The organism is Glutamicibacter bergerei (assembly GCF_054495185.1).
The window spans coordinates 3,400,301-3,412,766 of record NZ_CM137131.1 but is presented as its reverse complement, the minus strand read 5'-3'; the positions used below and the strand labels follow the sequence as shown (position 1 = coordinate 3,412,766).

The following is a 12,466-nucleotide window of genomic DNA, read 5'->3' as shown; positions in this document are numbered from 1 at the left end:
GTTTTCTTTCGAGCGTAAATCCGGCGTTGGTCCATGCTGCGAGGGCCCAATGAAAAACGATCGAAATACCTATTGACGATGGATAGACGCACGCCTATGCTTGTGATCAAACATTGATATATCAGTAGTTTTATATCAGGAATTTACATTGGTTTATTTTGGGTTTGCTGGTGGTCATCACCAAGCTCAAGCCAGGTCTAGGGAGAAGCTGCTTCCACGGAGTTATCCTCTCCAATCTGGTGTTTCTACCGATGAAGGAAGCCGCTCTGCGTAGCAGGCTCAATGAAGTATCTTGGCTCGTCTTCACTCAAACACGACTTATGGCGGACGTCTCCGTCAGCTCGGTGAACTATTAAGGAGCGGCACAATGACCGAACCAAACAACATCTACGTCCTGACTTTCACCTGCGCCGAGCGTTCAGGAATCGTCCATGCTGTCACCGGGTTGCTACTGAAGCATCAGGGAGACATCCGCGAACTCAAGCAACATGATGACCAGCGTTCAGGCACTTTGTTTATGAGAATTGAATTCGAAATCTGTAATCAGCCCGATACCTCTCAAGACATTGCCGAACTTGAAGCAAGCCTCGAGGAGCTTGCGCAGGAATACCAGGCCCAGTGGGGAATGCGTGCCGCGGGAAAGAAGAAGCGCGTGGTTGTCATGGTCTCGAAATTCGGCCACTGCCTGCATGATCTATTGTTCCGCGCCAGAATGGGTGAACTTCCAGTGGAGATTGCTGCGGTGGTCTCAAACCATCCAGATCATCGACAGCAGGTTGAATGGAATGGGATACCGTTCTTCCATATTCCAGTCACCGCTGAAACAAAGCCCGAAGCGGAAACCAAGTTGATGGAACTGGTGGACCGCTTCGATATCGACCTGGTGGTGCTTGCTAGGTATATGCAGGTCCTCTCCGATGACTTGACTAGGAAGCTCACTGGTAGGGCAATTAATATTCATCATTCATTCCTCCCCTCCTTCAAAGGAGCGAAGCCCTACCACCAAGCATTCGATCGTGGTGTGAAGACCGTGGGCGCGACTGCGCACTACGTCAACAGCGAACTGGATGAGGGCCCAATCATTGCTCAGCAGGTCCAAGAAGTAGACCACAGCTACGGACCAGAAAATCTAGTAGCAGCGGGCCGAGATACCGAATGCAAGGCACTCTCGGACGCGGTGCGCTGGCACTGTGAAGACCGCGTATTCCTCAACGGGTCGCGGACAGTGGTGTTGCGCTAAAAGGGTCGGTAAAACGAAGTTCTAAAACAGTAATGTGCATCTGCGAGGCTACGTAAGAAGCAGCCATAACTAGGCACGTCATTTTTCACGGGGAGAAGAAAATGACGTGCCTAGCACTGTGCCCGGATGCCGGAGCGACGAAATACATCACCGAACTGAATGTGCCTGTCGGGTCGATTGGTCAGAATTCCTAAAGCTGAATTATGGCTGATCTGAGCAAAGCCAGAAAAATTTAAAGTTTTTCGAATAACTGCGTCACGAATCCCGGTTCGCCGACTCTTAACGTACATAGGTGAGGATTCGGGTCTTGGGGGCTTGAACTTTTACCTGCAGCGGTGGTGGCTGGATGGTTAGCTATTTTGGGGAGACCCATTCAGCCACTGTGGCTATAAGTAATAAAGAAGGCCGTGCGAGACCCAAGGAGGTCCGTCGAACAAGTGACAGGAGGCGGTGAAACACACCCGTATGTCGGTATAGTCGATGAAGTCGACGAATACTGGCTGTGCAATTCTAAGGTCTTGGGGAACTAATTCATTGCGCATGTTTAGAGCAAGATGCATTGATTTCTAAAGTTTGGGGACTTTGTGGCAGTAGATCCAGGAGCCGATTTCGCCGGGGCAAGCGATTCGGATCTCATTGAAGGAGCCCGCATTGGTAATGAGACTTGCCAGGAACGCCTTTACCAGCGACATAAACAGGTAGCACTAGCTGTAGCCTACCGACATACAGACAACCCTTCCGAAGCGGAAGATATTGTTTCCGATGCTTTCTTAAGAGTGTTTACTTGCCTAGCACGTGGAAAAGGTCCGTCCGAATTCTTTCGTGCTTACTTGTTGACTACAGTCTCGCGGGAAGCCTTCGGGAGAAACAATGCCGCCAAGCGAGATATCGTCACAGATGAAATGCCCGAATTCGGGCATGGCGATCCGCAGGCTGATGAGGCCATGCAACGTAATGAGGCTCTGCTTATCAGTAGAGCTTTTAACTCGTTGCCCGAGCGCTGGCGGGCTGTTTTGTGGCATAACGAAGTTGATGGAATGCCACCACGTGAAATTGCCGCGATCTTGGGGATTGCTCCCAATGCCGTGTCGGCCTTGGCGGTGAGAGCCCGCGAAGGACTACGCGAGTCCTACCTCTCCGCACATCTGAACGACCAATTGGACCTTGCCGCGAGTTGTGAAACTGCTCGTAAGCAAATGCCGGCGTTTATCCGCAGGAATCTTCCTGCCAAGGCACGGCGCTCGCTTCAGGGGCACATAAAAGGTTGCCCCGCTTGTGCCTTAGTGTATGGCGAATTACAACATATCGGCGGATTGATGCGAAGCGTGGTGCTTCCTTTGATAGTTGGTGGAACCACGGCGCTTGGATTATCGGCGGCCGGTGGCGTGACGCAACTCGGCGCTAGCCTGAGCACTGTCGCTGGTGGGGCATCGGCAGGCACTGTAGTGGCTGGTTCAAGCGTGACAACTGTTGCTACCGGAGCGGCGAGCGCCACAGCAGTGTTGGTGAGCGTTGGAAGTGGGCTGACAGTATTAGCAGTGGTTGCTGCCGCTGCAGGGATTTTGCCACCGTTGCTTGGTGGCCGTCAAAACGAACCCTACATTGAGGACGCCTCCCAGCAACAAGTCTTCGAAACAGAAAATGTTGAAGCACGAAGTGAGATTGTGGACTTCATCAGGGATTCAATCTCCTTTCGAGTACCATCGGACACCTCAGAGGCTGATTCGCAAGAGGGCAAAATATCCCCGGAACCCACACGACCGTCTGGCGGCAATGAATTTTTGTTCAGCGCAGGGCCGGTGTCAGGCCTGCAATCGAGCACGCTGCCCACAACTGAACCAACGTCGAAATCAGCAGTGGAACCCAACGTTGAGCCGAGTGCTGAGGTTACGGCCAAACCCACGGCAGAACCTACCCCTGAAGAAATGCCCTCACCTTCAGCGGAGCTAGTGCCAAAGCCTAGTGCTGAGCTGACGCAGGAACCAACGATAGAGCCAACATCGGAACCAACTGGGGAATCGAGCGTTGAACCGACGGTTGAGCCAACGTCGGAACCCACGCTTGAATCTAGCATCGAACCAACTAGGGAACCGAGTCCGGAGCCAACTTCGGAACCGACGATTGAGCAAACTACGGAACCGAGTTTAGAACCAACGTCGGAACCGAGCGTCGAACCAACTAGGGAACCGAGTCCGGAGCCAACTTCGGAACCGACGATTGAGCAAACTACGGAACCGAGTTTAGAACCAACGTCGGAACCGAGCGTCGAACCAACTAGGGAACCGAGTCCGGAGCCAACTTCGGAACCGACGATTGAGCAAACTACGGAACCGAGTTTAGAACCAATGTCGGAACCGAGCGTCGAACCAACTAGGGAACCGAGTCCGGAGCCAACTTCGGAACCGACGATTGAGCAAACTACGGAACCGAGTTTAGAACCAACTGGGGAATCGAGCGTTGAACCGACGATTGAGCAAACTACGGAACCGAGTTTAGAACCAACTGGGGAATCGAGCGTTGAACCGACGATTGAGCCGACGGTTGAGCCAACGTCGGAACCCACACTTGAATCAAGCGTCGAACCAACTAGGGAACCGAGTCCGGAGCCAACTTCGGAACCGACGATTGAGCAAACTACGGAACCGAGTGTTGAACCGACTGAGGAGTCGAGTTGGGAGCCAACTTCGGAACCGACGATTGAGCAAACTACGGAACCGAGTGTTGAACCAACTGGGGAACCGAGTTTAGAACCGACGGTTGAACCAACTGATGAGTCGAGTTGGGAGCCAACGTTGGAACCCACGCCTGAACCGCCTGTGGAACCGACGGTTGAGCCAACTACGAAACCGACACCGGAGCCAACAGATGAGCCTTCAGAGCCTGAAGAAAGTGAATCAAACGTAAGTTTTGAAGTATTGATGAATAAGCTTCATGGCGGATTCTTGTCTCGTTATGAGTTCACAGTGACTCCCACCGAACCGATGAAAAATAAGCAGTTGGTCTTCAACGTCGAGATGGACCACTATTTGTGGGGCTGGATCAACGTTGGCGCAGGTTGCACGGCGACACCGACATCATCAAAAACTATGAGTGTTCAGTGCCTAAATACTACTGATACGCCAGCAACGGTGACTCTCACGCTACTCCCGCGACACCGAAACATAAACATCAGTTTCAGTGATTCAAATGATCCAGCAGCACGGTATGAATTTTCTGTCCGTTGATAAAAATACAGACTAAACTGACGGGTTATTCGTGTTTAGTCAGCCGAAGGGCGCTTGCGCTGTGCCTTAGTTTCTGAACGACGCGACTTTGTTGCCAGTCGGCGCCGCTGCGATCCCTTAGTAGGCTTCGTGGCGCGCCTGCTCGGCCCGTCTGGTGCTAGTGCGGTGGCGATGATCTTGGCGAGTTTTTGCAAGGCAAGCTCGCGGTTGCGTAGCTGGGAACGTTGCTCCGATGCGCTGACGGTAATGACGCCGGCAATGAGCTTTGAATCTAACCTGGTCACTAAGCGTTCACGTTGATAATCGCTCAGTGCGCGTGAACCGGTAGCTGACCATGACAACTCAACGCGACTATCCGAGGTGTTGACATGCTGGCCGCCGGGGCCAGAGGAACGAGAGAACCGCCAGTTGAGCTCCGAATCCGGGATGCTCAGCGCGCGGGTGATCTCTAAATCCATACTTCTAGCATCCCACAAGCACCGGGCAGGCGTAGAAAAACTCTTGGGTTCAAGGTGCCTAAACGGGAGTACATTGAAATTGGAGGGTTTTCCATTTTCGAGTGGTCGAGGAGATGTTCAGCCATGGGTGCTGAAATGAAGTACAAGATGCCTTTCAACTACGTTCAGGTGGTCATCGCTACTTTTGGTGCGGTGGTCATGAGCGTCTTTGTTCTCTTAGTCAGTGAAGCGGCTGGCGCGTCCATGAAATTCACCGGTGGAATGTTCCAGAACGTGGACTTCATACATATAGTCCGCTTCATCGCGTTGCCGTTCTTGATTCTAGGTTTCCTGACATTTCTGATTGGCCGTGCGCGGCCAGGGTTCACCAAGGTTGCCCAGTGGGTCGGCGTGGTTGTGGTGGTTGTTTCCATTATCAATCCGATAATGTTTGCCCCTGATCTAGCCAGTGGGATTGGAATGTCTTTGATCCTGCTCATCGTTGGTGCTTCGTGGTACATCGCGGTGAACAACTCAAACCACATTGCCCGGCAATCCAAGCTGGAACGGCTGCAAGCGAAACAAGACGCTGTGGCCTAGGAAACGAGATGTAGGCTAAGAAAGAGGAACCATAGGTGGCCCGGAATTTACCGGGCAGTTAAGGGAGAAACATGTCGATTGTCGTCATCAACGCGTTGAAGGTACCAGCCGAGGCCGGTCCCGAATTGGAGAAGCGTTTCGCCGCTCGCAAAAACTCGGTGGACAGCTCGCCCGGCTTTGAAGGATTCAAGCTGCTGCGTCCAGTAGCAGGCGAAGATCGATACTTTGTTTTCACCCAGTGGGCCACCCGCGGAGATTTTGAAAACTGGCGGGACCAGCGTTCAGAGGCCGCCCATGCGGGAAGCGACAAGAAGCCAGTCGCGCAGGGCGCAGACTTGATGGAATTTGAAATCGTCGAGCTCTAGTATTTAGCGACCCGCAAAAATTGACCGGCGCTGCTGTGCCGGTCAATTTTTATGCCCTGAACGCGGTCCGCTCAGAAGGCGCCACGGTTGAGGCCGGGAACTTCTAGGAGTCCGTTACGGAGAACTGCACGCGTTGCCAGCCGCTGGCACCGTTGGGCACCGGATCTGCGCGGTCACTGGTCTGCATTTCACCCTCGGCATTGTAGGCGCGCACGGTGACCGAGTGGTTGCCCGGGCTGCCGCCCTTCCAGACGTAACGCCACTGGCGCCAGGTGTCCAGCGTGGCTTCTTCTGCCAGCTCAGCCTTCTGCCACGGCTCATCATCGACCTTGACCTCGACCTTGGAAATGCCGATGGTCTGTGCCCACGCAGTGCCGCCGATAACCACTTCTCCCGGCGGGAGCTTCGTGAAGGAGCGCGGTACATCTACGCGGGACGACATCTTGATGGGGCCGCGCTCGGACCACCCGCGCGTGGTCCAGTAAGCGTCCTTTTCGCCGAATCGGGTCACTTCAAGATCAACGACCCACTTGGTTGCGGAGACATAGCCATAGAGTCCTGGCACCACCATGCGTACGGGGAATCCATGTTCCAGCGGCAGCGGTTCATCATTCATGCCTACCGCCAAGAGGGCCATGCGGTCATCGGTGAGTATTTCCAGCGGTGTGGAGGCGCTGAATCCATCAATGGAGGTAGACAGCACCATGTCGGCGCCTGCTTGCGGGCCCGCGCGTTCCAGCAATTTTCGCAAGGGGTAGCCCAGCCATTTGGCGTTGCCTACCAGGTCTCCACCCACCGGGTTGGAAACGCAGGTCAACGTCAGGTAGCTTTCGACGAGTTCTTCGCCCAAGAGCTCGTCAAAACTCATGGTGAATTCGTTGTCGACCATGCCATGCACGCGGAGGGACCATTCGGCTGGGTCAATGCGTGGCACAGAAAGTGCCGTGTCGATACGGTAGAAATCTTCGTTAGGTGTGACGAACTTTGGCATTCCCTTGAGATCTACCTGCGCGCCCGCAGGAATCTTTGCCGCCTTTGCTTTGGGTGCAGGCAAGCCCAGGGCAAGGCGTGCGGATTCAGCCGCATTGCGTGTGGCCGCAATCGAGGTGCCCACGCCGGCGGCGATGGCTGCGCCGAGCAGCGAAAGCGAGGAAGCTACCAGGAACTTACGGCGGGACGGGCCCTCGAGGTGTTCTTCCTCAGGCCTAGGGGAAGGTCCTGTGGAAGCCAGCCCGGTCAACCATTTAAGCGTGCCCAGGCCGAGTATCGTGCCGATGATGACCGGCACCAAGTCCATGGGACCGGTAGCCGAACGGGTGATGACCGAAGTGCCGATCACCGCGGCCAGAATGACGATGGCGATCGCCGCTGCGGCGAAGCTGCGGCGCGCCAGCAGTCCTACGAGGGCCGCAAGGATGGCCGCAACGATGCCCAGGGAGACGAAGAGCGCGAGTTTGTCATTGGTCCCGAAGGTCGCGATGGCAAAATCCTTCAGCCACGGCGGGGTGAAGTCAATGAATGTTGAGCCCAGCGCGACGAAGGGAGCCGAGGAAGTCGCAAAAAATACCGAGACCAACTGCGCGACGGCAAATAGGATTGCGGCGGAGATGAATCCTGCGAGCCCGAAGGCGAATACTTCAAAACGCTTGGATCTGATTGCCTGATCCATCTTTGACCACCTCATACGTTGTAATGCATGTGTCTGCGACTGGGCTCTGGGAGCTCCTACCGGTTGTTCGTAGCCGTGGCGCTCTTGGATTGGAGGATTCGCAAATTCTTTGGACTCACGAATTCTGCTGCGATTTCATGTGGTTGTATGATTCTAGGGCTTGAGCTCGCGACTGTTTGAGATCCACCAGTGGTTCAATGGCCAATGGCGCAAAGCGGGCCACGTAGGAGCCCTGAGGATCGAATTTTTTAGCCTGCAATTCGGGATTAAAGATGCGGAAGTAGGGTGCGGCATCCGCTCCGCACCCGGCCACCCATTGCCAGTTGGCGGTGTTGCTGGCAATATCGGCATCCACCAGAGTGTCCCAGAACCATTGCTCGCCCACCCTCCAGTGGATCGCGAGGTTCTTGACCAGCAGGCTCGCGGTGACCATACGCACCCGGTTGTGCATCCAGCCGGTCTGCCACAGCTGCGCCATTCCTGCATCAACCAGTGCAAAACCGGTGCGGCCGCGCTGCCAGCCGTCCACCAGATCCGCGGCTTCAGGTGAATCGGTTGGCCAGGACCAATTAAAGTCATCAAATTCTGTGCGGAGGTTCTGCGTGGGCAGCTGCGGGTGGTGGTAGTAAAGGTGCCAGCAGAAGTCCCGCCAGGCGATTTGGCGGCGCAGTGCGGTGGCGCCCTCGGCGGCGGCCGGGGAATGCGCCGCGTGCCTGCTCAATTCATCCCATACTTGGTGAGCGCTCAGGTGTCCCCAGCGCAACGCGGGGGACAATGCTGATGTGCCGTCGAGGTCCGGCCGGTCATGGTGGTCCACATAGTTCCCGGCGATTGATTCAATTACCTCGGCTAGGCGTTGCCTGGCCGCAGGCTCACCCGGAGTCCAGGTTTCGCGCAGGCCCGCGGACCAATCCGGAGAAGTCGGCAGCAGATTCCAGCTCTCCAGCTGATCGCTGCGCACCCCTGGCGCGTCGAGCGGGTCCTGGGCGCTGGGGCTGGGCAGAGGCGGCCGTATGTCAGCGTTTTGCAGCGCATTGTAAAAGGGAGTGAAGACCTTGAAACCGGTCTGGTTCTTAGTCAGTAGTTCCCAAGGCTCGTGAAGCAAGAACCCCGCGTAGCTGTGGGCGCTGATTCCCGCGCCGTGCAGCGCGGTTTTGAGCTGAGCGTCCACTGCGCGCTCTGCGTGGCCATAACGGCGATTCCACCTGATAGCCTGCGGCGAGCATTCGCTGCTGAGCTCTGCCACGACCTCCGCGGTGGCCCCGCGTCGCAATATCAGGGGGATCCCCAGTTCGTGCAGGGAATCCCGGAGGCTGGCTAACGCATGGTGCAGCCACCAGCGGGCCGCGGCTCCCAGCGGCCTGATCCCCTGGGACTGCTCATCCAGGATGAAGACCGCCAGGGTGGGCCCGGCTTCCCGTGCGGCTAACAGGGCCGGGTTATCCAGCGTGCGCAGGTCATCGCGGAACAGCACCAGCTGGAGGGGCTGCGGTGGCTGGGTCAGGGAGTCTTGCCTCATAGCCACAGACTAATGTATTTAGCCTAGCTAGCTAAATTGCATCTTTGCCAATCCCCGCTCAGCCGACCAGCACCATCACCGGATCGGTGGTCGGAGCCTGGGAGCCACCCGCCGGTTCCACGGTCAAAGCGATCGTTGTACCCTCTGGCATGGCCGGTAACTGTGCGCTCCAGTCGCCGTGGGGAACCACATCGGAAGGAACTGGAGTTCCGCCTGCGGCAATGGTCCACAATTGGTAATCGTGCTCCTGGTCCATGGCCGGCAGATCGTGGCCGAGCACCACCGTACCCTTGGAGGAAGCAAGCAGGGTCATCGCGCCATTGCCGTCCGGCATTTGTGCGTTGACCACCTTCACCTGCTGGCCATCGAGCACTGAAAGCAGCTCGTTGTTTTCGGATTCCGCGGTGATTGCACGCTGGTGCTGGTTGATTGCGATAGCGCTCGGCACGGCGGCTAGCACCACTGCCGCGGCGGCGGCCGCAAGCCAACCGTAGCGAGGCATTCCGCGCCGCTTCTGCTCGCGGCGTTCGCTCAGCGAAATTGGTGCTGGGGATGCTTGCTCCGGAAGGTCGGCGAAGATCTTCTCACGCAACTGCGCCGGGGGTTCCACGGCCGTGGCCCGGTCGAGGCGTGCCAGGGTCTCGCGGTATCCTCGCAGCCATTGGGCGGCCTGCTCATTGGAGCTGACCAGTTTCTCGGCGCGTTCCCGCTCCTCGGGTGAATCAAAGGCTTCCAAGGCCAGCCCGGTCAGCAGTTCATGGTCTTCGGTGCTCAATGAGCCGTCACGATTCTGGCGATCCACTTATGCCACCTCCAAACATGTCTTCAGGCGCTGCAAGGCGCTGCGGATTCTAGATTTCACCGTGGCCAGGGGCATCTGGCGGCGTTCGGCCACCTGTGCATAGGTGCTGCCGCCGTAGTAGGTGTCAATGACCGTCTGCTTTTCCTTGTCGGTCAAGGTTCCCAGGCAATTGCGGACCTGCTCCGAATCAACTTGAGCCATCAAGTCATCATCGATTTGTGCGACTTCCCGGTCAACGGTGAAGTTGCGGTCTTCACGCGTGGTCCGTGCTTCCTCCGAACGGATCCTGTCAATGGTCCGGCGACGGGCGATCGTTGAAGCCCACGCGTAGATGGATCCCGTACCGGGAGAATACTGGTGCGCGTTGTTCCAGATTTCGAGCATGACCTCCTGAGCGACCTCGGAAGCCTGCGCGGAATTGCGAATCAGCCGCACCGAGATTCCGTACACCACCGGAGATAACTCCGCATACAGGGAATCGAAGGCCTGATGGTCACCTTCGGCGACCCGTCGGCATAGACCGCTCCAATATTCAGTGGATCCAGGGTCTGCTTCTGCCTGTGTCCCGGTCCCGCTCGGTGCTCTGTCCATGGTGTCGAGAATATCATCGGAGCCGGGATTCAATTGTTCCGTGTCAGCTCTGTTCATATCTCCTTTTCCGTTGTCCGGCGAAGGTATCCACGACCTAGCCGGTCAAGAGGGTGTTAACCGCCCGATGGCCGGTGCTTGATGATCAAGCACCAAGTACCGGCCATCGGGCGGTGGACGTCTTGCTGGTAGTCCGCTTCGACTACTTCTTTTCTGCTGGTGGCATCAATACTTCGTCTACCAGGTAGACGGTGGCGTTGGCGGTCTGCACGCCACCACAGATGACCGAAGCGCCGTTGACCTTCAGGTCATCTCCGCTGCCGGTGACCTCAAGATCCTGGCCTGCAACGGTGGTGTAGTCACCCGAAAGGTCTGCCGGTGCAATCTGGCCAGGTACTACGTGGTAGGTCAAGATGCCGCTGAGCATATCTGCGTCCTTGACCACTGCGTTGAGGTCCTTTTCAGGAATTGCTGCGAAAGCGTCATCAACGGGTGCGAAGACGGTGAACTCGTCACCGTTGAGGGTGTCCACCAAATCCACCTTTGGATTCAGTTTTCCGGACACCGCCGCGGTCAGCGTCTTGAGCAGCGGGTTGTTCGAAGCTGCCACGGCTACCGGGTCCTTGGCCATACCGGCTACCGAGCCGTCGCCACTTGGCACTGCTTCGGCGTAAGCCGCGCAACCCGAGCCAACGAGGTTAGCTGCTGGGTCCATGTCCGAATCAGCCATTGGCGACTCACTGGCCATTGCCGAGCTGCTTGGGGCGGCCATGGAGCTGGAAGCTGATGGCTCTGCGGTTTCGGAGCCGGTCGAGCAAGCGGTCAATCCCATTGCTGCAACTGCGACCAGCGAGAGTGCTCCAACGAATTTGCGGTTGAGTGTCTGCATGTCTATCTCCTTGCCTTACGACGAGAACTCTCGTCGTATTTCCCCGACCCTGTTGGTGCGGGCTGTCATGAAGCATTCGGAGCGAGATGGGAAAAGGATTGAAATAAGTTGAAAAAACTTTTTGCGGATTCTCATCCGGTGGCTGTCACGCAGTTCAATGCGCCAGATGGGTACGGCAGATTACTGTTTGATGGAGCCGAATCTGCCGGTTCCGCTACCGATGGGCAACGCGTGGATTGCGTGAATGGGATCGCGTTGGGCGCTCGCCGATTCCGCCTCGCCTGGCTCTGCCGGTAGGCCGCAAGGGTGTCAATAGCCGTATCCGCACCACGTCGTAGGGCGAGATCAAGGTATTCGGAACCTTGAAAACCATAGGGTTGGGCATCGGGCCGATCCGCCAATGCAACGACATGCAACTGCACACGCAAGTGGCCCCGCAGCTTCAGGGTTCTGCGGGCTGGCTCCGTCCCCAATGATTTTCCAGTGGACGCACAAGCTGCTCGCTACGCGGCGTCAGGTTGCGCATCTTCCGACATCCATTTAGATATGTGCTTGGACTGCCAGACGCCAGAGAGAGCAGAACACCCAGATAATAGTTATTCCGCGGGTCCAAGCATTTTAGCCAATGGTGCTTCAGGGATACGGCCACAAGCCAGACAGGCAGTGAGCGGGAACTTGATTCCAGCTCACCGCCTGCCTGGATGGCGGTGCGGGGCGTTGAACCTCCAAGACCGCAGCCATCTGCATTCAACTATCGAGTGCAGGGGTGCGCGCCGCAATTATGCGGCGCGAGCTGCCCTGTTCGCGACTCGGGTTGCGTAAACCAGAAGCCCCACATTTATTAGCACGCCGACCCAGCCAACCACACCGGCAACTTGCGAATCACCGGCAGCAAGCAGCAGGCCGGTAGTGACAGCGCCAGCCAGTGCGACAGCAACGGAACCCCATAATAGGGGACCGGCTGCCCTGTGCCCCGCTGTCCACGCTTCATCGGAGGCGAGCGTGTGCTTGGTCTTCAAGCCGAAGACGCGGTTGGCCGATAAAGACCCTGAACGGGTCATTGAAGCCAGCATCGTACACATGAGGACAAACAGGATGCTAACTACGAGAGCTCCAAATGCCAGGTCTTCCAT

11 protein-coding genes are annotated in these 12,466 nt (G+C 56.6%); 4 read left to right on the top strand and 7 right to left on the bottom strand.

What is annotated here, in order from left to right; all coding sequences use genetic code 11:
- Positions 1-367 precede the first annotated feature (367 nt).
- Together purU and ACX5K5_RS15740 are read left to right on the top strand one after the other, a co-directional pair.
- The gene (gene purU, locus ACX5K5_RS15745) at positions 368-1,240 is read left to right on the top strand and encodes a formyltetrahydrofolate deformylase (protein ID WP_459174783.1); all 873 of its coding nucleotides are present in this window, start codon (positions 368-370) and stop codon (positions 1,238-1,240) included.
- Between the two features lie 584 nt (positions 1,241-1,824).
- The gene (locus ACX5K5_RS15740; RefSeq protein ID WP_459174782.1) at positions 1,825-4,464 is read left to right on the top strand and encodes a sigma-70 family RNA polymerase sigma factor; all 2,640 of its coding nucleotides are present in this window, start codon (positions 1,825-1,827) and stop codon (positions 4,462-4,464) included.
- 35 nt (positions 4,465-4,499) lie between these two features.
- Here ACX5K5_RS15740 and arfB read toward each other — a convergent pair whose 3' ends face one another.
- Positions 4,500-4,922 (bottom strand): alternative ribosome rescue aminoacyl-tRNA hydrolase ArfB, encoded by a 423-nt coding sequence (gene arfB, locus ACX5K5_RS15735; protein WP_459174781.1) that lies wholly within the window; start codon positions 4,920-4,922, stop codon positions 4,500-4,502.
- 123 nt (positions 4,923-5,045) lie between these two features.
- Between arfB and ACX5K5_RS15730 the strand changes: the two genes are divergently transcribed.
- A complete protein-coding gene (locus ACX5K5_RS15730) occupies positions 5,046-5,501 on the top strand; it encodes a DUF6069 family protein (protein WP_459174780.1) in 456 nt (151 codons plus the stop codon).
- Between the two features lie 71 nt (positions 5,502-5,572).
- Positions 5,573-5,866 carry an antibiotic biosynthesis monooxygenase family protein gene (locus ACX5K5_RS15725; protein ID WP_459174779.1) on the top strand — a complete coding sequence of 98 codons (294 nt, stop codon included), beginning with the start codon at positions 5,573-5,575 and terminating at the stop codon, positions 5,864-5,866.
- 103 nt (positions 5,867-5,969) lie between these two features.
- Here ACX5K5_RS15725 and ACX5K5_RS15720 read toward each other — a convergent pair whose 3' ends face one another.
- From ACX5K5_RS15720 to ACX5K5_RS15695, 6 genes are all read right to left on the bottom strand, one after another.
- Positions 5,970-7,535 (bottom strand): molybdopterin-dependent oxidoreductase, encoded by a 1,566-nt coding sequence (locus ACX5K5_RS15720; protein ID WP_459174778.1) that lies wholly within the window; start codon positions 7,533-7,535, stop codon positions 5,970-5,972.
- Positions 7,536-7,650: 115 nt separating this feature from the next.
- Entirely contained in the window at positions 7,651-9,054 is a 1,404-nt protein-coding gene (locus ACX5K5_RS15715; protein WP_459174777.1) for a cryptochrome/photolyase family protein, read from the bottom strand.
- Positions 9,055-9,112: 58 nt separating this feature from the next.
- Positions 9,113-9,856 carry an anti-sigma factor gene (locus ACX5K5_RS15710; protein WP_459174776.1) on the bottom strand — a complete coding sequence of 248 codons (744 nt, stop codon included), beginning with the start codon at positions 9,854-9,856 and terminating at the stop codon, positions 9,113-9,115.
- Positions 9,857-10,504 (bottom strand): sigma-70 family RNA polymerase sigma factor, encoded by a 648-nt coding sequence (locus ACX5K5_RS15705; protein WP_459174775.1) that lies wholly within the window; start codon positions 10,502-10,504, stop codon positions 9,857-9,859.
- A 142-nt stretch (positions 10,505-10,646) separates the two neighbouring features.
- A complete protein-coding gene (locus tag ACX5K5_RS15700) occupies positions 10,647-11,333 on the bottom strand; it encodes a fasciclin domain-containing protein (protein ID WP_346060044.1) in 687 nt (228 codons plus the stop codon).
- Between the two features lie 779 nt (positions 11,334-12,112).
- Complete coding sequence (locus ACX5K5_RS15695; protein WP_346060046.1) at positions 12,113-12,466, bottom strand: SdpI family protein; 354 nt, start codon at positions 12,464-12,466, stop codon at positions 12,113-12,115.